Origin of the sequence: uncultured Clostridium sp. (assembly GCF_963527835.1) — a bacterium.
In the GTDB taxonomy this organism is placed as follows: Bacteria; Bacillota; Clostridia; order Clostridiales; family Clostridiaceae; genus Clostridium.
Genome location: NZ_CAURTC010000001.1, coordinates 49,729 through 73,274 on the forward strand (window position 1 = coordinate 49,729; position 23,546 = coordinate 73,274).

Here is a 23,546-nt window from a genome sequence, read left to right on the forward strand (position 1 = left end):
TATTGTTTATAGTTATTAATATGTATAAATTTTAATAAAAATTTCTTTTTAATAATATTTTTCTCTTTATATTCTTATAATGTAATTTTTTTGTAAAAATATCCGATAATTAAATTGTATGAATTATTTTATGAAAGGAGGACTATTTTCCATTATGAGTTTAAATATAAATTCAAATAATATAAATATAGTTAGATCTAATAATTTTAAAAGAATAGGTGAAATTAATAATAACTATAACAAAGATTTGAAAAAAGATAATGATGATAAAAAAACATCAAGTCTTACTATACAAAAACAAGATAACACTAAGAGTGACTTAATTGAAAAACTTCAAAAACAAAAACAGGATTTAAAAGAAAGAAAACAATCTTTAATTGAAACAACTATGGATTCTAAAGAAAAGAAATATAAACTTGAGGAAATAAATGAAAATCTTCAAGATATTGAAGCTCAAATTCAACAATTAAACATGAACGAAAAAGAAAAAGAAATTCAAAAAGAGCAAGAAGAAATGTTAAAGAAAAAAGCTAAAGAAGAAGCGCTTAAAGCTGATGAAGATGAAGTTAGAGACGATATAATAATCTCTGCAAGTTTAAATGAGCTTATAAAGTTCAGTCATTCTAAAGATAATATTCATTTGCTTAAAGATAGTAAAAATAGGCAGTTAGTTGAAAAAGGGTATATTAAACATGTTACCGACTTAAATGGATATACCAATCCAAGCAATTATAACGACAAACGTCTAGCTCAAATCACTAAAAGTATATCATCTTTAGAACATAGTGTATCTAAAGAAATTAATAAAATCAATAATGCTGCTAAAAGGATACAATACCAGACTGAAATAGCTACTAAAAAGCTTGACTCTAACGATGATAAAATCAACAAAGAAAAACAAGTTGTGAGTGATAATAAAGAACAAGAAAATATCAAAGACAACTTAAAACAAAATTTAGATAAAAATCTAAAAACTAAGCAAAATAAATAGCTCCTAAAAACATTTAAATTTCTAACTAAAAAATAGTAGATAACTTATTTCACATAAAGTTATCTACTATTTTAAATTATATAAACTATAAATCTATTTTATCATAATTTTTATATACTCTACTTATTTCAGATCTAACCTCAGTTAAAGCAAATCCCAAAAGATTTTCACCTTTCCACGCTATTGGATCTTCAATATTAGGGTTATCTTTACTCATTTTAATTCCCCATATGTTATCATAAGGACTTGCCTCTACTAAAATTCTATCTTTTGTGCTTAATAAAAATTTTCTAAGCTCTTCATCTTGAGTAAATTTAGCATAACTTCCATTTAAAATTATTGAATATTTGTATTTATTCCAAGTATCTTCATTAAAATTTTTAATTTTTCTACCTAATACTTTAATCTCTTTAGGATGTTTACTGTTCATTATTTTTTCCTCTATTTCATTGTCATCAAAAAGCTTTGCTTTATATGACATCATATATTGTTCCATACAAAAATACTTAATATGTCCTATACTAAATTCACTTTCATACCACTGACTAAAACAAGATGCTGAAATTTCACCATTTTTAGAAGGTTGATGTCCCCAAAAGAAAATATACTTAATTCTATTTCTGTTACTGAAATCTTCTATTAATTGTTTTCTTGAATATTCTGGCTTTCCATTCTTGGTCCAAAATTTAATATTTTTAAATGAAGTAGAAGTCTCCCACATTTTAGGTTTTTCGAACAATTCATTATATTGATTTTTCTTTTCTTCACTTAACTTTGAAAACCAGCTATAAAATTTTTCACTATATGATTCACCATACCCCATTCTCCAACCAATACTTCCATTTGGTATATGAGGATATTTGATCCATAAAGGAGCCATTAATTTATTCATATTATACTCATTCACAATTTCACTCTTCTTTCTTTTAATATATACTTAAAATTTTCCATGCAGTCTTTCTCTTATTTCTTTAAGTGAATACTCTTTAATTAAATTTCCGTCTTTAAATACAACTTGTAGTAAATTATCTTTGCAGCTTTCCTGTTCTTGTATTGTTAATTCATCTTTGTAAAGAACATCATCATTATTTTTATAAACATAACACATACCTTTTTGTGATTTTTTAAAATTTCCATTATCCGTTTTAGGATCTTTAAATATAAATTTTTCCTTACCATTTATAATTGCATGAGTCGCTTTTAATGCAAATCCAAATGTATCACGAGTGTTGTATTGATATGTGTATGACCCTATTCCAAAAGTACAATTATTTACTGCAAAATCTTTATTCATCAACTGCTTACATATTTCTTCACATCGCTCTACTGTAATGCTATCTCCATAAATTGTTCCTATATGAGAATCTAAGACTTTATATCCTTTTTCATTTACTTGTCCACCAAATATCTCATATAAAAGTTCAACTGTTCCTTTATATTCTGGACTATCTTTTGGAGCATCCTTATCTCCACAAATTATCTTAACAGGATCTCCACTATCACCTCTTATAACAATTTTTCCATCCCTATTTAAAATATCATCTTTTAATGTTGGAAGAATATTAATTATTAAGTTCCAGTAATCATAAGTATCTGAAACTATACTCAAAATTCCACTTGGAAATACATCATTAATTAATCTTTTATAAGCTTTAAGTTCATCACTGCCATAACTACACATTACACTATGCTCTGTTGATGGAGTACCAATACCTACAATTTCATTTTCTATATTACAATTATAATACTCTTCTAAATAAAGAATTGAAGAAATAGTAGCAGTTCCTGTAAACGAAAGTAAATGTCCAGCACTACTAACTTGTGCACTTTCTATAGAACTAAAACCTCTCATACTAAAGTCTCCACAAGCTTTAGTCACATCACCATTCACTACTGTTAATTCAAAATATTTTTCTACAATTTCTCTATATCTATATGCAATGGTTGCACTTGTCATCGGTTGCCATATATTACAGCTCATAAATGTCTCTAAATAATTTACAAGCCATGCAAAATCATCATGAGTATTAGTAATTTCAATCATAGGAGTCTTTATATTAACTCTTGTCCCCTCTGGTACTGCTTTAATTTGAATAGGTAAATAACCTAAATCATGTAGTTTTTCAATATGAGTAGTATCAGCTGCCATTTCCCCCATTGTTTTTGAAATAACTCTCTTATATGAACTTACTATTTGCTCTTTATGAACACTAAAGAAATTTTCATTAAAATATTCAATCATATATTTTTTCAAAAAAGATTGTAATCCAAACATAACAACCTTATTCATATTTTCTTTTCTAGACATTCTAGGTGTCCAATAGCTCACGAGCTTTGTCATTCCTTCTGCATAACACATATGATGTATTGTTTTATAAAAATCAGTTAATAGTAATGGACTCATAATCTCACACTTCCCCATTTTAATTAATATCTGTATTTAGTATTCCTAAGTTTAATTGCTATGTCCATTTTGTTTATGCATATATCAACACATATTTAAAACATAGCTTAATTAACAATTAAACTTATCTATTTACTTTAACTTGCAAAGATTCTATTATATCTAATGCCTTCTCATGTAAAATGTCATCAAAACTTGCACAAAGACTCCCATCTACTAGAAGCTGTGCATTAATATATTGAGCTTGAAATATAACTACATTACTTATTACACACATGTTACTTACTACACCTACAAATTCAATTTCAGCTATATCTAATCCAACATCTTCACCTAACCTAATCATATCCTTTGGTGATATTCCAAAAGCTTCTTTATTATAATGGAATGTATTTTTTGCATCTTTAAATTCTTCTAATCTACCATATAGTTCATGACCTTTAGTTCCTATATAACAATGTGGTACAGGCAAATTCTTTCCTTCTCTAGTATTTAGATAATTTTCATAATGAGTATCGTAAGTAAATACTACTTTATCTCCATTATCTAAATAACTTTTCACCTTATTATATATACCTTCTTCCAAAGTTTCAGCTTTCTCAAATCCTAAAGTTCCATTTACAAAATCCTCTTGATAATCTATAACTACTAATAGTTTTTTCATTTTAAATTCCTCCTAAAAATAATTGTAATTTTCTCTGTCCACAAGCTTTATAGAAAATGTAAACATCTGTTATTTTTTAGATTACTTCAGTTACATCTATTTTTTCATGTTTTCTATTTAAAATACTATTTGTTGTATAAATTTTCTTAATTAAATCCGTTTTTAGAATATCGCCCTTAAATATAGTATCCTCACAATGAGTCACAACTAAATATATTTCTGTAGCTCCCATTTCTCTAAGTTTACCTGCTGTAAGTGTAAATGTTCCACCTTTTGAGCATAAATCATCTACAATAATCGCTTTAAACTTGTTATTATCTAAAATTCCATTTATATCAAGCTTTTTAATATACCCACTTTTAAAATCTCTTTCCTTATTTGCAGTTAATACCTTATCAAATTCAATTTGTTTACTGTACCTTTTAGCCGCTCCTGCATCAGGATAAACTAAATAAATAGGCTCGTCTTTAACTTTTTCAACTTCATCTAAAGCTTTTTCTGTTAATTCTTTAGACATATTAACTACTCTTACCCTATCAAGTAATGCAACACTTACATCTGAATGTGGTTCATAAATATATACATTTTCAAAATCTAATGAATTTATCAATTTACAAACATGTTTTAATGTAAATACTGTCATACCTTCAGTTCTATCCATTCTGCTATATGGCATATATCCCATAACTAAATTACATCTTAAATTAAATTCCTCTAAATGACCTCTAAGAAATATTAATTTAGTTATATCTTCATCACTTTCAAATTTTAATTTTATCTCATTAATTTGTTCATTTATAATTAAGTTTTCACTACTAATTAGTGATTCTCCATTAGGAAATTTTTTTATATTAACCTTTTTTCCATTTAAATATAGCATTTCCAAATCCACCTCTCTCATATATTGTGTAACATAACTTTTAATTTTATCTGTTTTAAATATGTGTTGATACATACAATAAATAGATAAAAATCAGCATTCTAATTTTACCTTTAGAATTTTAATGTAGATCTTTCTGTCCACGAGCTTTATGCTGTAATATCAACAGTATAATTTAATAACTTAAAATTTATGTTCAAAATTTTCATTAAACTTAAATACCTTAGCAGGTCTAAAAGGCTTACCTTCTATTTTTTCATCAGTCTCTATAATCATGTCATCCATTTTTCTTCTGAAGTTTAAAATATCTCTCCCCATAATTGCCTCATATACAAATTGAAGTTCCTTTACCGTAAATAATCTTGGCAATAAGTTTAGTGCAATTGGTGCATATTCTATTTTATTTCTTACTCTATCAATGGCATAATCTAATATTTTATAATGATCAAAAGCTAATTCCTCATTTGAATTCTTCATTACTTTATAATCAACAACTTTTCTTCTTAATATCCGTTTTTCTATTTTTTCAGTTATTTCATAAGATAGCTTTGTTTCTTCACAATTTTCAGCTTTAAGTTCTAAAATATATTTATTTATTATATATTTTTCATCTTTAATAGATTCAATTAAGTCTTTTTTTATCCAAAACCATTTTGTTTCCATAGTATCTTTTGCTTTATTAAAATTAATATTTTCTTTTGCTATTAAGGCTATATTTCCAACACTTATAACCCTAGTTCTTGAATCTCTTTCTACTTCTCCAAAAGTGTATAACTGTTCAATATAAACATTATCTATTCCAGTTTCTTCTCTTAATCTTCTTACAGCTCCTTCTTCTAAGCTTTCCTGCATTTTCACAAACCCTCCTGAAATTGCCCATTTGCCTTTATCAGGATAATCATTTCTCCTTACCAAAAGTACTTGCATGCCTTTTCTTGGAACTTTGCGTGAATTTTCTTCTACCATATCATCAGTAGTAAAGATTATTACATCATTTGTGACACTTGGCCTTTCAAATTCGTTAACATCATAGTTATTTAAAAATATTTTTTCATCTATATCTAAAATTTCTTTCTTCATACTTTTCACCTCTATAACATTTAACTTATTTTTTTAAGAGATTGTTTTTCTTTAATAATATCTTTTAGATATTATCAATTTGACTTTATGTATTTATAATACATTATATGGTTTTATTTGTAAAGAGTCACTTTAACTTTTTTATAAATATATTTATATAAGAAAATTATTACAGATAGATATGTTTTTATTATTCTTTTAAAAATTTTAATTTTATTTTTATATAATAGTAATATTTATTTTAATTCTAATTATTTTTAATTAAATGTTAAATACCTAAATTGCCCTTAAATAATTTTTATTCATTACTTTATTTTAAGCCCCTTGATTTAAAAATTCATATTGAGCCATATATAAATCATAATAAGCCATTTTCTTATTAATTAACTGTTCATGATTACCAGCTTCAATAATTCTTCCATCATCTATAACCATAATTTTATCACAATCTCTTATAGTCGATAATCTATGAGCAATAACAAATGAAGTTCTACCCTCTAATAATTTTTCTATACCATCTTGAACTAATTTTTCTGTTTGAGTATCAATGTTCGAAGTTGCTTCATCAAGGATCAATATTCTTGGATTAGCTAAAAGTGCTCTTGCAAATGACACTAACTGTCTTTGACCTAATGATAACCTAGATCCTCTTTCATTAACTTCAGTATCATATCCTTTTTCAAGTTTAATAATAAATTCATGAGCATTTACAGCTTTTGCAGCCTCAATTACCTTCTTCATAAGCAAAACTAACATTTTTGAATTCTATCATACCTTGAATTTCACCTATCTTTTTAGCATTACAAACATGAACTATACCTGGTTTAACATCTAAAATGTCAAATATTCTATCTGCTGCTGAAAGGTTAGTTATTAGTGTATTATAAAAACTTGAAAGATTCATTATAGGTCTCCAAAACATTCCTGCATACATTGAAAAAGCTATTAAAGTCCCTATTTCTATCTCTCCTTTAGTTACTAATTTATATCCTACTGCAAGTACTACCACTGTTGCAATACCTGATGCTAATTCAACTAAAGGCCAAAATAAGTCATTAAGTCTAACTGCAGCATTCCATGTTTTCTTTTGCTCCGTTACTAATTTTTGAAAATCATCATTAGTATCTTTTTCTTTTGCAAAAGACTGCACTACTTTAACCCCTGAAAATTCTTCATGAGTATTGAATACTTTGATTAAATAAATTTTTTAGAGAATTAACATCATCAACAACTCTTGCTAATATCTTTCCTACTGGTCTGCTATCAAAAAAATCAAAAGATAGAGTTTGTATATGAGTGTATAATTCCCCTCTTATATTAAGCAATATATTATTAGTAATTGAATATATTTTATTCCACCTTATTACAGATACTACCCAAGCAACTAAATTTAATCCTATAAGTATTATTCTAATATTAATTAAACCTCTTACATCACCATTAATCACCTTATCATCTATAGCTATTTTCAATAAATAAGGATTTAAAACTCCACATAACATTACATATAACATTAATATGATAACAAGCAATGATTCTTTCTTATATGGTTTTAAATAAACTAATAAGTTTTTGATAAGTTCTTTTTTGCTTCTTCTAGTTGTTTTTTCATCTTTTTTTATTGTATTTGCAGCCATTATATCACCTCTTTTTCAATCGCATCAAAATCTTTAAATTGCTCAGAATATATCTTAAAATAATTTTCTCTTTTATTAAGTAATTCATTGTGATTTCCCATTTCTTTTATTCTTCCATCTTCAATATAAAGTATTATATCTGCATTCTTTACTGCTGAAATTCTATGAGCAATAATAAAAGTTGTACACGACATTTCTCTATTATTTAAATTTAATAATAATTGATGTTCAGTTTCCATATCTAGAGCAGATGTGGCATCGTCTAAAATTAATATAGATGATTTTCTTAAAAGTGCTCTTCCAATTGCTAGTCTTTGTTTTTGTCCCCCTGAAAGACCTAATCCTCTTTCCCCTATCTCTGTTTCAAATCCATCCTCTAAAGACTCAATAAATTTATAACAACAAGCTGTTTTGCAAGCATTAACAACTTCTTCATAGGTAGCTTTACTATTACTAAATTTAAGATTTTTCATAATAGTATCAGAGAATAAAAATGTATCTTGAGGTACTATACTCATATTACTTCTCAATGAATTCAAAGCATATTCCTTAACATTAACTCCATCTACTAAAACTTCACCATCTAGAATATCATAATGTCTGCCAATTAAACTTATCAATGAAGTTTTACCTGAACCTGTAGTTCCCATAATAGCAACTGTACTTCATGCTGGAATTTTAATATTAACATCTTTTAATACTTCTTCATCACAATATTTAAAAGTAACATTTTTAAATTCAATTTCTCCCATTATCTTTTTAGGTGAATAATTTTCTTTCTTACTTATGATTTCAGATTTTCTATCCATAATCTTAAAAATTTTCTTAACTGAAGCAGTATTTCTTGATAAAAGATTTAAAAGTTCTCCAAGATTTCTAACAGGCCATATGAGATTCCATATATAACCACTAAAAGCTATTAATATTCCTAAAGAAACTTCCTCATTCATCACAAAATATCCACCAAATACAATCATAATAACTAAAGATAAATTAGTTAAAAACTCAATAGGTGGAAAATATTTTCCAATTGAATCTGCTTGTTCCATATTTAAGTCACAATACTCTCTGTTTAATTTCATAAACTTCTTAATTTCATATTTTTCCCTTGTAAATGCCTTAACTAATCTAACTCCTGCAATGTTTTCTTGTGCAGATGTATTTATCTCTGCTGTTTTATCGCTTATTTTTCCATAAGTTTTATCAAATTTATTTTCAAGCTTTATTCCTATAAATCTAATTGGAATCATAACCACTATACATGCTAGTGCTAATTTCCAGTTTAGATAAAATAGAATTATAGATGATGCTACAAAAAACAATATATTTTCTATAAAAAATCTTAATCCAAACCCTATGGTTTCCCAAATCGTTTCAGCATCCTCACCTATTCTTGACATAAGTTCACCAGTATTCATATCATCAAAATACTTAAATTCCAAAGTCTGTATATGACTAAATAAATCATCTTTTATTTCTTCGTGAATCTCACTACTAGCTATAATCCTAATAAAGCCTTTAATATTGTTATTCCTATAAGAATTAAGATAATAGGCTTAACTACTTGTGTTTCTCCACCAATAATTCCTCTATCTAAAAACTCTTTTTGAAGATACGGTATACATAAATCTAGTCCTATAACACTCATCATTCCCAAACTTCCTATGATTACCCATAGTTTATATTTGAGAATATACTTAAAAATCCTATTCATTTTGCCCCTCCTAAATGTAAAAGATAGTGTAAACTTGTTTACACTATCAACTAAATAAAGGAGGTCTTTTTATGGAAGATATGATAATGTTAATAACTAATGTTGGATTTCCTATTGCAGTTACATCTTATCTTTTAATAAGATTTGAATCTAAAATAGATGCTCTAACACTATCTATTAATGGCTTAACTAATGTAGTTATAGGTAATAGTAAATACCGTATTAAAAATATTTAAGTTAAAAAGCGTAACAAAAAATGTTACATTTAATGTTACGTTTTTTGTATTACTTTCTATAAGCAATTTTGAAACCTTAGGTAGGATTGTTTTTAAGAATATAATATAAAGATGAAAATTGTGAATTTTGTTATTGACAAACATAAACTTTTTTTTGTAAAATTATATTGTTAAAAGGGAGTAGTTGGAACTATAAAGTCAACATATTGGTGCAAGTGCACCTGGCTTTATGACCTTAAGGTAACGAGACTTTTAGCATAATCTTTTTTGGTTATGCTAAAAGTCTTTTTTTATTTACTTCATAAATAATTAGGAGGAGTTTTATGAAAGCATTCAAAGAGAATCCAGAACAAACACTTAAAAGGTTAGGAACAAATCCACAAGTGGGATTAAATGAAGGAGAAGTAAAAATCAATGGGGAAAAATACGGCATCAATGAATTTAAAAAAGAAAAATCCAAACCACTCATTATGAGAATTGTTGATGCTGCAAAAGAGCCAATGATTATAATGTTAATTATTGCAGCAATTATTACTCTTGGTGTAAATTTTATAAGGTATTTTAACAATGGTGAAGCAGAGTTTATTGAGTGTATAGGAATATTTGCAGCGATTTCACTTGCTGTTGCTATAACAGTTATAATGGAAGGTCGAAGTGAAAAAGCATTTGAATCTCTTAATAAGATTAAAGAAGACATTAAGGTAAAAGTCATTAGAAATGGAAGTATATTCTTATTACCTCAACAAGAACTTGTTGTAGGAGATATTGTTCAATTTGAAACTGGAGATAGAATACCAGTTGATGGTAGACTTATTGAAGCTGTGGCTCTAAGAGTAGATGAATCATCCCTTACGGGAGAAAGTTTACCAGTAAAAAAAGATGCTAATATAGTATTTTATGATGACAAAACACCACTTGCTGAACGATGTAATATGCTTTATTCAGGATGTTTTATAACTGGTGGTAGTGGAACCGTAATTGTTACAGAAGTTGGTGATAATACAGAGTTTGGAAACATTGCAAAAGAGTTATCAGGCAGTGAAAATGGAAGTACTCCATTACAAGAAAAGATGGATCGATTAGGAAAGGTAATTACAATTTTAGGGGCATCCATGGCAGCTATAGTATTTATTATACAGCTTATAATCTTTACTCTAAATGGCACGTTTTCTTTAGCAACAGTTTCAGAAGCTTTTATAACAAGTATAGTTTTAATTGTTGCAGCAGTACCAGAAGGTCTGCCTACAATAGTTGCAGTATCTCTTGCAATTAATATTATTAAGATGGCGAAACAAAATGCTCTTGTAAGAAAACTTATCGCTTGTGAGACTATTGGATGTATTAATGTTATTTGTTCAGATAAAACAGGTACATTAACTGAAAATCGCATGACAGTTACAGATATTTATACCAATGGCTCTTTATGTAAGCCAAAGGATTTAAATAATGGATACTTAGCAGATAACTTCTGTATAAACAGCACAGCACATATTGAATATTCAGAGCATAAACCTAAGTTTATTGGTAGTCCTACAGAATGTGCAATGATTGTTGCCTATACAGAATCTGTATCTAAGGAAGATGCTTATAGAAGTGTTAGAGAAAATGCGAATATTGTGGCCTCTTACCCATTTTGTTCAGATACAAAAAATATGACAACTGTAGTAAGCTATGATAAAAAGTTTATTGCTTATTCAAAAGGATCTCCAGAAAAGATTCTCTCTCAATGTAACAAAATTATAATTAAAGGTGAGGTTTGTCAATTAACAAATGATATAATTTTTGATTTAGAAGAAAAAATAATGTCATTCCAAAAGGACGCATGTCGTGTTCTTGCATTTGCACATAAAGAGTTTTCAGTTAAGTTAGATTATGAAAACAGTAGAAAAATTATTGAGTCAGAAATGATTTATGATGGATTTGTTGCTATAACTGATCCCCTTCGTAAAGAGGTATTTGAAGCTGTTGAGCATTGCAAAACTGCTGGCATTGACTTGAAAATTCTTACTGGTGATAATATCATCACTGCAAAAGCTATAGCAAATAAATTAGGAATATTAAATGATGGTAGCCTTACATTAGAAGCAAAAGAAATTGATGAATTATCAGATAAAGAACTACTTGAAATTATCCCTAAAATTAAGGTTATTGCAAGAAGTACTCCAATAATTAAGATGAGAGTAGTTAATATTCTTAAATCAATTGGTAATGTGGTAGCAGTTACAGGGGATGGAATAAACGATGCACCTGCAATAAAGAATGCAGACGTGGGAATAGCAATGGGTATTGCAGGTACTGAGGTTTCTAAAGAGGCTAGTGATATTGTTCTGTTAGATGATTCTTTTTCAACTATTGTTAAAGCTGTTCACTGGGGACGTGGTATTTACGAAAACTTTCAAAGATTTATTCAGTTTCAGCTTACCGTTAACTTATCATCAGTTATAGTGGTATTAGTATCACTGTTAGCAGGATTTAAGTCTCCATTTACTGCATTACAATTATTGTGGATAAATATAATAATGGACGGACCACCTGCACTTACACTTGGACTTGAACCTATTAGAAATGATCTATTGGACAGAAAACCAATAGCAAGAGATTCAAATATTGTATCAAAAGAAATGTTATCAAGAATAGTATTTAATGGTGTTTTTATTTCGTCTATTTTCATGTTGCAAACTACTACAAACATCTTAGGAGGAACAGCACAGCAACAATCTACAATACTATTTACTTTATTTGTAGTGTTTCATTTATTTAATGCTTTTAATAGTCGTGAGCTTTCAAACACAAGTATTTTTATTAATCTAACAAAAAATAAAATTATGCTACTTGTTTTTGGAATTACATTTTTATTACAAATTATTATTACACAATTTGGCGGAGCATTTTTCAGAACAGTTCCTCTTACTTATGGAATGTGGATGAAGATATGTTGTCTTGCTTTTTCTGTAATCATAGCTTCAGAAATTTTTAAAACTCTAAAAAGATTTTTTATAAAAAAAGATTCTTATAACCCAATAACTTCATATATTAAAACTAATTAATAGGAATTTAAATTATTTATGGATAATATACATTTGTCATGAATTTCAATGTAAAATGTAACTAAACATTTAATTTTTATAAAAATATATAATAATAAGAATATGTATTTTTAAGATTATATATTTCTATATTCTTATTATGAAGTAGTATTTAAGCCATTTACATAACAAAAAACGTAACATTTAATGTTACGTTTTTTGTTACACTTTTTGTATCATATTTTATAAGCAATTTAAAACCTTAGACAGAATTAGAGTTAGACAAATTAATAATAGGCATATCATAGCTATTATACTATTTCGTTTTTAATTGATTCTACTACATTACTTTTTTTAACGCATGTTGAAGAAAAATAATACGATAAGAAAATAGATACAATTATAAGCATAGTATACGCTAGAATTACTCCTAATGGCAAAACGGATATAAATTCAGCCAATGTGACTAGCGTTATTTTTAATATAATCCAACAAATAAATAATACTATTGGAATACTGACCATAATGGGTGTTGCAGCGAAGAATAAACCTTCTAGCATCAGTATTTTATTTAACCCCTTTGGTGTTAATCCTACTGATCTAAGTATAGCAAATTCTCTCTTGCGTAATCTAAGATTATTGGAAATGGTAGAAAAAGCGTTAAAAATACCAATTAAACCAATCATGGAAGCTGTAGCAAAAACACTAATATCTATAGATCTTTGAACCAATTCTTCATGATTTTTTTCTTCCAATAGACTCCATATCCTAAAATCTTCAGCTCCAAGATAAGAACTACAAATCTTAGTTAATTCTTCCTTTGTGCTTGGACTAGCCTCATCACCAACCAACAAATCAATTGACATACTGCCGGATTCAATTATACGCTCTGGCATAAAATTACTAACTATTTTCTGATATGTTTTCATAGGGATTATACAAGCTACGCTGTATTTATCTATTCCTAGTTCACCTGGAAAAACCTCTGTAACAGCTCCTACTTGAAAATTAAATTCATAATTTGCATTCATATCATTCTCTACTTTTTCATTTAAAACTAGCTCATCACCCTCTTTTATATTTAACAATGGCATTTCTTGTCTAGTTTTTGGATCACATGTGCTGTCTAATAATATTCCTGTGGTTACACCATCTTCATAATACTTCTCAGAATCAATACCAATTTCCTTACAGTACTTTTTAAATGATTCATCCCTTAATCCAACTAAATTTGCTATAATTCTATGCTTTCCATTTTCATTCAATACATTATATTTCACGGTGTTTACCCCATCAAACCCTCCCGATTCAGCAAAAACATCTGATTCCTGTTCTGATGTTACATAGGTTGAAGTACGTACGTCTCTTCTGATTACGTTCTCCTTAACTTCAGGCAGCTAAAGAATTTTATTTATCATCTCATCACTTGGTTCATCAGCAATATTTAGATTAACCCTCATATCATATTTGGTCATTTCACGGCTCTGGGACATACCAAAATTGTATATAGCTATAAAGGCAATATACCCAACTATTAAGCTAAAACATATTGAAAGAGATAGTACAGCCGTGCGTAAACTTCTTTTGTTAGCTGAAAATTGTGATCTTGCTAGCTCACCTTCTGTACCAAATATTTTTTTAATTATTGGGTGGCTTTTTTGTTTTTTTAATTTTACTCTATTACTATTCTGACGTATTCCAACAATAGCTGGTACTTTCGCCACTTTTCTTGCTGGAATATAAGCTGATATTAAAACGGTAATCAATGAAATAATAATAGCAAAACCAACTACTACCCATGAGAAGGAAATATCTATTTTCCTAAAATCTTCTGTAGCACTAAGAATTTCATTAATTTTAAAAACAACCCCATAACTAAATAGATATCCTATGATGATACCAATTGGTAATTGAGCAATCCATAGCAAAAATCCTTCATATATAACAGAATGCCTAATTTGCCTTGGAGTTGCTCCTAAACTTTTTAGAATACCTAGTTGTTTAATTCTGCTATTAGCAGATAAAGAAAATGCATTATAGATAATAAGAATAAATGTTCCCATAACTAGTAAAGCAAGTATTATTACCATTACTATCATTTCAATGATTTGAGTGTTTTCATCATTTTTATTGCTAATTCCATATAAAGTTAATAAACGTGTATTGTAATTAACTTTATATTGTCCATATTCATCCTTAGTTAATCCCGTAGACTTAGCGATTTCAGGTAATGTCTCATATATTTTACGAAGGTTCACCAAACGCATATAAACTGTAAGTTCATCTTCAGCTTGAATTTGCGAAGGATCCAAGTATCCCATAGCAATATATCCAGGATACATATATATTCCAGAATTATCTATTTCCCCAACTATGGTATAGGTCTTAGTATCTATTTCCTTGAAAGTCTCCCCTGATTGTTTGTAACTATTGCCTCTAATTATTTTATCACCCAACATACGATCACCTGTGGGAAGAGTTAACTTATTGCCAATTTTATAGGAGGGATTATCCAAGAAGAATAATTGTGATACAACAATTTCTCCAGATTTTTCAGGAAATTTACCTTTCGTAAGATTATCTTTCAAATCCATATCCGACCAATAATTTGCATCTGCATCTCTCATTATTAAATAGGGACGTTTTGTATTTGAAAGTTTAGCAGTAATCCACGATCCTTTAACCATGGTGGCTTCAGCCTCTGGGTTTTCTGTTACATATTTTAATTTATCACCTGATATATAATCCCATAATTCCCCATGCCAATAACCTGCATGTTCAATTGTTGAGTTTACTTTTCCTTTCCATACCGTATGTACAAATATACATAATGAACATAGAAGTGCTGAGGCAATTGTAATAGCAATTATTATAGAAATTGTATGCCGCTTATTCTTTCTCAAATGATTATATGTATACTCGCTCATGATATTCATTACTTAATCACCTCATTTGATACAATTTTACCATCATCTATTCTAATCATTCGATCTGCTGATAATGCAATTTTTTCGTCATGGGTAATCATTACAATAGTCTGGTTATACTCCTTATTTGAAATTTTTAACATTTCAAGAATACTTTCAGAATTTTTCCTGTCAAGGTTTCCAGTGGGTTCATCTGCTAGAATAATAGAAGGTCTATAAATTAATGAACGACCAATAGCAACCCTTTGCTGCTGCCCACCTGAAAGCTGGTTTGGTAGATGATTAAGCCTTTCGTTTAAACCAAGCATTTTTACAATCTTATCAAATTCTTTTCTTTTAGGCTCTCTGCCATCTAAAAGCATAGGTAATAATATATTTTTTTCAACAGTTAGAGTAGCTTCATTGGTCCAATGAAAATCACCAGTAAAAAATATATCACTATTGCCTTTTATAAAAAGTTGTTGATTCTTTTTTTCTATCATTAAATGTAACGGCTCAACAGCGGTATATACCAATTCATGAACATTAATGGGTTTATATTCTAATGTCATTGCATCTGCATCTATTTTTGAAAGTATTAACAATGAGGATACTAAATAATTTAAACGATATATTTGTGCTGAAATACTTTCAATATATAAGACTTCATCGCCTTCAATAGAGCTGATTTCTAATAATTCAATCATCAATGACATGGATGTAAGTGGGGTTTTAAGTTGATGGGATATATCTGCAAGATTATTACATAGCTTTTCTTTTTCTTCTTTTTCTTTTTCCCGACTTTCTCTAAGCATCATAACTGTTTTATATAATTCATCTTCTAAAATTGAAAATTCATCTTCTTTTTTATTAGTCTGCATTCTATAAATTCCTTGATTTATGTCATAAAGATATTCTGCTAAATCATCTATACGCTTACGCTTTATAATATTTGACACTATTAGTGAGCCTCCAAAATAAAAAAATAGTAAAGCAATTAATAACAAAACACTAATAAGTACTTTACTAAACATTTGATAATTATTAAAATTAATTTTAAATTCTTCAGCATAACCATATTGCTCTAATATTTCCTTGCCCCTATTTACCTCTGTTTCATTTTTCTTTTTTAGTGACGATACCAAAGCTTGTTCAATATCAGAATTAGCATTAACTCCAGCTGCTATAAGTTGTGCTGTTTTTTCATAAAAGATATTCCCTGCCTGGGCATAAATGAATCCACCAAATATAACACAAAAAAATGTTATATATAAAAAACTAGTAAAAAACCATACTGTCATACTTTTTTTGTTCATATAAATTTTAATCCTCCAACCTATAGCCTATTCCTCTCACTGTTTTAATAATAGAATCATCGTCTAGCTTCTCTCTAAGACGCTTCATTGCTACTGATAATGTATTATTATTTACAAATTCTCCATGATAGTCCCACAGCTTTTCCAATAAGATAGTTCTGGTCAAAGTACGATTTTTATTCTCTAATAATTTTAGTAATAGATTATACTCACCAACTGTCAACTCTATTTCATGGTTATTTTTATACACCCTTGCTTCTGACTTTATTATTTTAATATTTTTGCACCATAAAACATCTTCTTCTATGTGCTGTTTAAGGGTTCTTCGTAAAACAGCAGTAATACGTGACTGCAAAATGCTTAATTTAAAAGGTTTTGTAATATAATCATCTCCGCCCATATCTAGCCCTTTTATCATAGTACTTTCTTCATCTATGGCAGTAAGAAAAATAATAGGTATATCTTTAATTTTTTTTATATAATGACAAAAATCAAATCCTGATCCATCAGGAAGATTTAAATCCAGTAATATTAAATCTATATCTGTTTTAAAAACATCTTTTCCTTCTTTTATATTTTTCCCATGAATAACCCTGTAATTATTTTTCAATAAAAACGATTTAACTGCAAAAGCAATTGTATCGTTATCTTCAATTAGTAAAATTTTAAACATATCATTCTCTCCTTATAATTTCTTATAAGCCTTATCTTGTTTTCTTACGTATTTCTGGTATTCATTTTATAACAATATTTTCAGTAATTGTGTCGAATATTAGGACTATCTTTTAAAAAAATTACAAAAATCTTTCGACATTTATATTTATAGCATTATATTATTAATAATAAATGCACCTTGGGATAGCGTCCGTTTTTTGCGGACTTATAGCGTTAAGGAACATTAATTCAGTATTTGTAAGGGGTTAAATGATTTTAGAGTATTTTTTATTAATTTTTAATTTTATAAGTAAAATTATATGAAATTTAATAAAAAGTACTGAGAAATTAATTTTTAAACTAGGTTTCTAGCATTAAAAATATAAAAGGAAAACGGGAGTTTTGATTGTTATTTCAAAACCCCCGCATGGCCACATTTTTGCTGCAAAACATCATCTGCCACAACTGCCGTTTTTTTTATTACCGCAGGGTAACATTACTTTGTAATTTACATTACTTCTGTAGGATGGATTCCATATTTTCAATGTCTAAATCGCCTTTCGGGGCGATTGCAAATCACTTGAACCCAATCACGCAGATATTTTTTGATTTTCTATCAAGTTAATATCGGTTTTAAATTAAGTCATATCATCTCGAAGCGCGTCAATGATATTTTCTTTTTTTATCTTGCTAATGGCATACAGCATTGTAATGAACACGATAAAGAGCACGCTGAACACGCTGATTACCATACTGCCCCACGGGAATACAAAATGTATATTGTCCGCCCCGCCGTCAAACATAAATTTGTAAATAAGCCACGAAGAAATTGCTGCTATGGGAAGCCCGAAAATCAACGCCCTCATGCCATAAAAGGCACACTCGAAATTCATCATCCTTTGGAAATCGCGGTCAGACATCCCCACAGAGCGGAGCATAGCAAGTTCTCGCCTACGCAATCTGATATTCGTGGAAATGGTGTTGAACACATTGGCAACCGCAATCAGCGAAATCATAATGATAAAAGTATAAGAGAACACGTTGGAAATGAATATATAATTTCGGGACTCATCAAACATTTCATGAGAATTGTACAGGGTATAATTAGATTTAATTCCCGCACCCTTAACCATCGCTTCCATTTCAGACGCCGACTGTGTGGGATTTTTTGAGTTAAATGTCAAGCCCTTACTAGCCACATGAGTATCAGGGGTTTCAAATTTATCTTTGAGCGAATAAGGAGCCATCACCCTAAAAAAGAACGGATTATTGATATTCGATCCAGAGTTTTCTAGGCTCGGTAGTATATCAGGTGGCACGGTATCGACAAACGTAATGCTTGCACTTTGCTCATGTTCCATCTTAGGATTGCCATTTGTTTCGGGAGCGATGGTAAAATTCATGGAAGAACTCTTGAACATATCAATAGGAGTGTCAAACTCCTCTTTCTGATTGCCTGTAATTTTGGCAACAGCGATTATTTTCGCATTTTGCCCGGTATATTCCTCTGCGGGCAAGCCCAAGTCTTTGATAATATTCAAATAGGTACTGTCATCAAGAAACTGAATGTCCATTGGAAGATTAACAGTTTCGTCCGGCGAATCTAAACCCGCGGATTCCCAGTAATAGTCTGAAAGATCGCTTCCTTTGACAGGGGATGAATGCTTCATAAGCGCTTGGTACGAGCTTTCGTAAACACTGTTTGCAGTTTTTAGTTTGTCGTAAAGCTGCAACATTTCGCTATCGTCCATGTCCTCCGTGGCCAAACCGATGTCATAAGTATAAGACTCTACTGCCTGCTTCGAGGTCTGTTTCAAACACGTTACAAAAGCATTGGTTGATATAAACAGTACTACGCTTAAAACAAGTGATAGCACAATGCTGCGATAGCGTTTCTTGTTTCTTTTAAAATTCTTTAGCGCAAGGATTCCCTCCAAACCGTAAATACGCTGTGCCAGTTTTGACGTTTTCACCGCTTTGGATTTAACTTTGACCTCGTTTGTCTGGCGAATACTTTCCATAACGGGAGTATTTGCTGCTTTCCTAGCTGGTATATAAGCCGAAATTAAAATCGTAACCATGCTGACCGCCGCCGCGCCGACAATCACGGGGATGGAAACTTTCAAGGTTAAAGGTACGTTGCTGTACATAACGTTCCCGAAATTCTTGGCGACAACGGAAATCACAAGCTTGATGCTTCCAATACCAATGATAACGCCAATTGGTATTCCAATCGCTCCAATGCAAAGTCCCTCAAACAACACCGAATTTCGCAGTTGCTTTGCTGTTGCTCCCACCGACGAGAAAATCCCGAACTGGTGTGTACGTTCATTTAGCGATATGTTAAACGAGTTATAAATCAGAAAAATCGAACCTATCATTATTATGACAACTAAAATACCGCCAAGTGAGTATAGAAACGTGTTGAATATATTATCTTCCGAAAGACCCATAAAACGCAACACATTATCGTTAAAGACGTAAGCTTGGCTTTTGGCTGTGCTGCTTGCGTAAGCGTGAACATCACGCGGGTTTTTAAGTGTGACAAATGTGCTGAAGCTGTCTCCTTTGTCTTGAGCATCTGCTTTCGTTATCAAGGTATATCCCGGTGCGGAAGATTCCTCAAAACCGGGTTTTTGGTATATACCGACAACCGTGTAGGTTCTCTTGGCTTTTGGCATAAGAGTTTCTTTCCCGGAAATGTAAGGGTCGTGTTGACCAAGGTTTTTGTTGCCCTCCATGCGGCTTCCCACATCAAGTGAAAGCGTGTCACCCTCCACGAATTTAACGCCGCCGGTTGCTTCAACGCCCATTGGAACAACAATCTCCCCATTGTTTTTCGGCAATCTACCTGAAACCATTGTTATGGGCAAGTTATCAAAGGCTTCATTGCTAAATCCGGCTATAAAAAGATATGGTTTTTTTGGGTTTCTCCCTCCGTCAAGTTTTGTGTAGCCGATATTTTCAAATGTTGCTGTGTTTGCAACTTCATTATCGTGGTTTCGTTCCTGTGCGAAAGAGGAATCAACGTTCAAAAACTCCACGTGCCAACCGCCGTATTTCTGGGCTGCGCCGTTTGCCAGATAGTTTAGCAGGGAAACGCCAAAGGTAGCCACTGCCGTAATCATGGCAGCGGACAGGATAACTCCGATAATCGTGACAATTGTTCGTGTACGGCTTTTTTTCATGCCTTGCAAAGTAACTTTGTTAAAAATGTTCATGGTCTCACCCTCTCGTCTCTCACTACTTTACCGTCTGATATGCCGATAATGCGGTCTGCTTGCAGGGCGATATTTTCGTCATGGGTGACGAGAAGCAGGGTCTGCCCATATTTTTTATTGCTTTCTTTCAGCAGTTTGATGATTTCATGTCCATTTCGGCTGTCCAAACTGCCTGTTGGTTCGTCGGCAAGCATGACCGCCGGGGCGTTCATCAAAGCGCGTCCTATGGAAACACGTTGTTGCTGACCGCCTGAAAGCTGATTAGGTAAATGGGTTTTGCGGTCTTTTAGCCCAAGCATTTCGAGCAGGTCATTCAGCCGTTCCTCGTTGACCTTGCGCTTGTCCATCAGGATAGGCAAGGTGATGTTTTCCACTACATTCAGGGTGGGAATGAGGTTGTGAAACTGGTAAATCAGTCCGACCTGTCTCCTGCGAAAAATGGCAAGTTTTTCATTGCTTTGGGCATATACATCCTGCCCGTTCAAATACACTTTTCCGCTTGTCGGCACGTCCACGCCACCGATGATGTGAAGCAATGTGGATTTGCCGGAGCCGGAGGAGCCGATGATTGCGGTAAACTCCCCCTTTTCGATTGTAAGCGAAACATGGTCAAGCGCGGTAACTTGGTTTTCGCCCTTGCCGTAGACCTTGCATAAATTTTCAATTTTTAAAAATTCCATTATGTGAGTCTCCTTTCTCATGGTTTACCTATATAATAGAACCTTCAACTTACATCTCTGTGACTTTCAGGTGAGAGATTCGTCACTTTGGGAAACGAATGGCAAATATCGCGCCACCCTGCGGGTGATTTTTTGCGGTAATCGTCCCTCCCTGCCGTGTTATAATCATCTTGCATAGAGCCAATCCAATGCCGTATCCTGTAGTGTTTGGATTTTTCCCACGATAAAACCTGTCAAACAGGCATGGTAAATCTTCTTTTTCAAAGCCCGCGCCGCTGTCGTGGATGGCAATCTTGGTAAACAATGGGTTGTCCGTGCAGACAATCTCAATCTTCCCGTTCTCGCCTGCGCTCTCTATGCAATTTTTCAGGATGTTTTGAATTGCTTCCGAAAGCCAACCTGAATCGCCCTGAATAATCATCCCTTTCGGTGCATCTATTTGAAAATCAATATGGTGCAGTTCCATTTGGATTAGGAACGGGCGAAGGGCGGCGCATATCAAGTTGTTTACATCTATCTGCTTGCTTTGGAACACCACAATGCCCGCGTCCAAGCGGGATAACTTCAATAGAGAAGTAATCAGCCAATCCATCCGCACAAGCAATTCCTCTGTTTCCCGCACAAATGCTTTCCGCTCATTTTCATCAGAGTTATTCGCTAACAATGACAGAATGAGGTTCACGGATGTGAGCGGGGTTCGGAGTTGGTGGGCTATGTCGGCCAACGAATCCGCAAGATGTTCTTTTTCTTTTTTCAGAGTGTCGTTTTGCTCCCGAATGCGCAACGTCATTTTTGTTATCTCGCTGTGCAGAATGGAAAGTTCGCCCTCGTCCGATTCACCAATATACAGATGGTCAGCATTATGAAGCACAAGATCGATTTGATTTGAAATCCGCGCAATGCTTTTGTATCGGGCTTTGGTAAACGCGAAAAACGCTGTGCCAAAGGTGGCGGCAGAAGCAATGGCAAGGATTCCCGCCGCCGTATTTATTGCAAATCCCAGCATTACAGCGGCGGCAGCTATTAAGGAGAACAAAATGGCAAACTGCCGAAACTCTCTATTCCGAAGCATACTCGCCCCCCAATCTATACCCCGTCCCGCGAACGGTCAGAATTATTTGCGGGCTTGATGGGTCGTTCTCTATCTTCTCTCGCAAGCGTTTGATGTACACGGTCAATGTATTGTCATTGACAAACTCGCCCGCCGCGTCCCACAATTCGTCAAGTAGCCTGCCCCTCGTGATAATACTTTTAGGGTTGCTAATAAACACCAACAGCAAGCGGTATTCTAATGCTGAAAGAAAAACCTCGTTGCCGTTTTTTTTCACAACGCCGCTTGCCGTATCGACATGAAGCCCGCGAATTTTAAAATCCGACCCGGAACGCCCGCTTTTTCGCAGGGCGGTTCCAATTCGCGCAATCAATTCACGTGGACGAAAAGGCTTGGTGATATAGTCGTCCGCGCCAATGTTCAGCCCGGTAACAACACTCGCCTCATCGCCGGAAGCCGTCAGAAAGATAACGGGAACATCTTGCGTTTCTTTGATTTCCGTGCAAACCGTAAAGCCATTTCCATCAGGCAAAGAAATATCAATCAACGCCAAGTCAAATTTATTCCCGGCAAGCGCGGCAATGGCTTCACTCCGCGTAGGGGCGTGAGTGATTGTAAATCCCTCCGAGCGGAGCAGAAGTACAAGGTTTCTGGCGATTGCCTTATCGTCCTCAACCAAAAATATCCGTTTCATTTATTTTCACCATCCTTTATTTTACTGCTCCTGTATCGTCCGTCAGCCGGTTTTTCAGCGTCAACCGGAACAAGCCATGTATTTCCCATTTTTTTAGATTCCTTAATCCGTCCAGCAGAGCAATGGTACACTACCATTCTGTCTGTGATTCCCCAATTTTTCGCTACTTCTTTTGTCGTTATATAATCCACGCATAACACCTCCATAATTTTATTATATTTCTTTTGACGGAAATATACAAGCTGAGGTATAAAAAAATACAGGAGCGTGGAAAAGCGTTCACGCTCCCGCAAAGGCTAAAGATGTTAGGCGGCTTTAAAGGTCAGTATTCCGGGTTGTAGTAACAGTAATATATAGAATTGATATGGAAATAAAAAACATTCTCTATATAC

At 31.8% G+C, this 23,546-nt stretch carries 20 protein-coding genes and 3 pseudogenes; 3 read left to right on the plus strand and 20 right to left on the minus strand.

Annotated features, from left to right (window positions below; genetic code table 11):
* The first annotated feature begins 154 nt into the window (after window positions 1–154).
* The gene (locus RYM86_RS00370; protein WP_315076328.1) at window positions 155–991 is read left to right on the plus strand and encodes a FlxA-like family protein; all 837 of its coding nucleotides are present in this window, start codon (window positions 155–157) and stop codon (window positions 989–991) included.
* Window positions 992–1,076: 85 nt separating this feature from the next.
* Here the strand turns inward: RYM86_RS00370 and RYM86_RS00375 are convergent, their stop codons facing one another.
* From RYM86_RS00375 to RYM86_RS00415, 10 genes and pseudogenes are all read right to left on the minus strand, one after another.
* Entirely contained in the window at window positions 1,077–1,898 is an 822-nt protein-coding gene (locus RYM86_RS00375) for an NADAR family protein (protein ID WP_315076330.1), read from the minus strand.
* Between the two features lie 30 nt (window positions 1,899–1,928).
* Window positions 1,929–3,398, minus strand: a complete 1,470-nt coding sequence (locus tag RYM86_RS00380) for a nicotinate phosphoribosyltransferase (RefSeq protein ID WP_315076741.1) — start codon at window positions 3,396–3,398, stop codon at window positions 1,929–1,931.
* A gap of 121 nt (window positions 3,399–3,519) precedes the next feature.
* The gene (locus tag RYM86_RS00385; RefSeq protein ID WP_315076333.1) at window positions 3,520–4,059 is read right to left on the minus strand and encodes an isochorismatase family protein; all 540 of its coding nucleotides are present in this window, start codon (window positions 4,057–4,059) and stop codon (window positions 3,520–3,522) included.
* Window positions 4,060–4,135: 76 nt separating this feature from the next.
* Window positions 4,136–4,939 carry a ribose-phosphate pyrophosphokinase gene (locus RYM86_RS00390; RefSeq protein WP_315076336.1) on the minus strand — a complete coding sequence of 268 codons (804 nt, stop codon included), beginning with the start codon at window positions 4,937–4,939 and terminating at the stop codon, window positions 4,136–4,138.
* Window positions 4,940–5,122: 183 nt separating this feature from the next.
* Complete coding sequence (locus RYM86_RS00395) at window positions 5,123–6,019, minus strand: NrtR DNA-binding winged helix domain-containing protein (RefSeq protein WP_315076338.1); 897 nt, start codon at window positions 6,017–6,019, stop codon at window positions 5,123–5,125.
* A 315-nt stretch (window positions 6,020–6,334) separates the two neighbouring features.
* Window positions 6,335–7,199 (minus strand): annotated as a pseudogene (locus RYM86_RS00400) (ABC transporter ATP-binding protein); the annotation flags it as partial.
* The gene (locus tag RYM86_RS18480) at window positions 7,192–7,656 is read right to left on the minus strand and encodes an ABC transporter transmembrane domain-containing protein (protein WP_399546979.1); all 465 of its coding nucleotides are present in this window, start codon (window positions 7,654–7,656) and stop codon (window positions 7,192–7,194) included. The gene RYM86_RS18480 and the pseudogene RYM86_RS00400, both read right to left, overlap by 8 nt.
* Entirely contained in the window at window positions 7,656–8,306 is a 651-nt protein-coding gene (locus tag RYM86_RS00405) for an ATP-binding cassette domain-containing protein (RefSeq protein WP_315076341.1), read from the minus strand. The genes RYM86_RS18480 and RYM86_RS00405 overlap by 1 nt, the downstream gene beginning before the upstream one ends.
* A 15-nt stretch (window positions 8,307–8,321) precedes the next feature.
* The gene (locus RYM86_RS00410; RefSeq protein WP_315076744.1) at window positions 8,322–9,179 is read right to left on the minus strand and encodes an ABC transporter transmembrane domain-containing protein; all 858 of its coding nucleotides are present in this window, start codon (window positions 9,177–9,179) and stop codon (window positions 8,322–8,324) included.
* Complete coding sequence (locus RYM86_RS00415) at window positions 9,155–9,370, minus strand: hypothetical protein (protein ID WP_315076343.1); 216 nt, start codon at window positions 9,368–9,370, stop codon at window positions 9,155–9,157. Before RYM86_RS00415 ends, RYM86_RS00410 begins: the two co-directional genes overlap by 25 nt.
* 71 nt (window positions 9,371–9,441) lie before the next feature.
* On the opposite strand from RYM86_RS00415, the gene RYM86_RS00420 reads away from it, so the two are divergent.
* Both RYM86_RS00420 and RYM86_RS00425 read left to right on the plus strand, forming a co-directional pair.
* Window positions 9,442–9,606: a YvrJ family protein gene (locus RYM86_RS00420; protein ID WP_315076345.1), complete on the plus strand. Its 165-nt coding sequence runs from the start codon at window positions 9,442–9,444 to the stop codon at window positions 9,604–9,606.
* A 323-nt stretch (window positions 9,607–9,929) separates the two neighbouring features.
* Window positions 9,930–12,653, plus strand: coding sequence for a calcium-translocating P-type ATPase, PMCA-type (locus RYM86_RS00425; RefSeq protein ID WP_315076347.1), 2,724 nt, complete (start codon window positions 9,930–9,932; stop codon window positions 12,651–12,653).
* Between the two features lie 290 nt (window positions 12,654–12,943).
* On the opposite strand, the gene RYM86_RS00430 is transcribed toward RYM86_RS00425, so the two are convergent.
* From RYM86_RS00430 to RYM86_RS00475, 10 genes and pseudogenes are all read right to left on the minus strand, one after another.
* Entirely contained in the window at window positions 12,944–13,912 is a 969-nt protein-coding gene (locus RYM86_RS00430; RefSeq protein ID WP_315076349.1) for an ABC transporter permease, read from the minus strand.
* A gap of 117 nt (window positions 13,913–14,029) precedes the next feature.
* Window positions 14,030–15,568: an ABC transporter permease gene (locus RYM86_RS00435; protein ID WP_315076352.1), complete on the minus strand. Its 1,539-nt coding sequence runs from the start codon at window positions 15,566–15,568 to the stop codon at window positions 14,030–14,032.
* A pseudogene (locus tag RYM86_RS00440) lies at window positions 15,568–15,954 on the minus strand (ABC transporter ATP-binding protein); the annotation flags it as partial. The pseudogene RYM86_RS00440 and the gene RYM86_RS00435, both read right to left, overlap by 1 nt.
* A 174-nt stretch (window positions 15,955–16,128) precedes the next feature.
* Window positions 16,129–16,854 (minus strand): annotated as a pseudogene (locus tag RYM86_RS00445) (histidine kinase dimerization/phospho-acceptor domain-containing protein); the annotation flags it as partial.
* Between the two features lie 7 nt (window positions 16,855–16,861).
* Window positions 16,862–17,527 carry a response regulator transcription factor gene (locus RYM86_RS00450; protein WP_315076354.1) on the minus strand — a complete coding sequence of 222 codons (666 nt, stop codon included), beginning with the start codon at window positions 17,525–17,527 and terminating at the stop codon, window positions 16,862–16,864.
* A 619-nt stretch (window positions 17,528–18,146) separates the two neighbouring features.
* Window positions 18,147–20,729 carry an ABC transporter permease gene (locus tag RYM86_RS00455; RefSeq protein ID WP_315076356.1) on the minus strand — a complete coding sequence of 861 codons (2,583 nt, stop codon included), beginning with the start codon at window positions 20,727–20,729 and terminating at the stop codon, window positions 18,147–18,149.
* Entirely contained in the window at window positions 20,726–21,409 is a 684-nt protein-coding gene (locus tag RYM86_RS00460) for an ABC transporter ATP-binding protein (protein ID WP_315076359.1), read from the minus strand. The genes RYM86_RS00455 and RYM86_RS00460 overlap by 4 nt, the downstream gene beginning before the upstream one ends.
* Before the next feature lie 82 nt (window positions 21,410–21,491).
* Entirely contained in the window at window positions 21,492–22,481 is a 990-nt protein-coding gene (locus tag RYM86_RS00465) for a HAMP domain-containing sensor histidine kinase (RefSeq protein WP_315076364.1), read from the minus strand.
* On the minus strand, window positions 22,468–23,154 hold the full coding sequence (locus RYM86_RS00470) for a response regulator transcription factor (protein ID WP_315076367.1): 687 nt from the start codon (window positions 23,152–23,154) through the stop codon (window positions 22,468–22,470). Before RYM86_RS00470 ends, RYM86_RS00465 begins: the two co-directional genes overlap by 14 nt.
* Window positions 23,151–23,345, minus strand: a complete 195-nt coding sequence (locus tag RYM86_RS00475) for a DNA-binding protein (RefSeq protein WP_315076370.1) — start codon at window positions 23,343–23,345, stop codon at window positions 23,151–23,153. The genes RYM86_RS00470 and RYM86_RS00475 overlap by 4 nt, the downstream gene beginning before the upstream one ends.
* Between the last annotated feature and the right edge of the window lie 201 nt (window positions 23,346–23,546).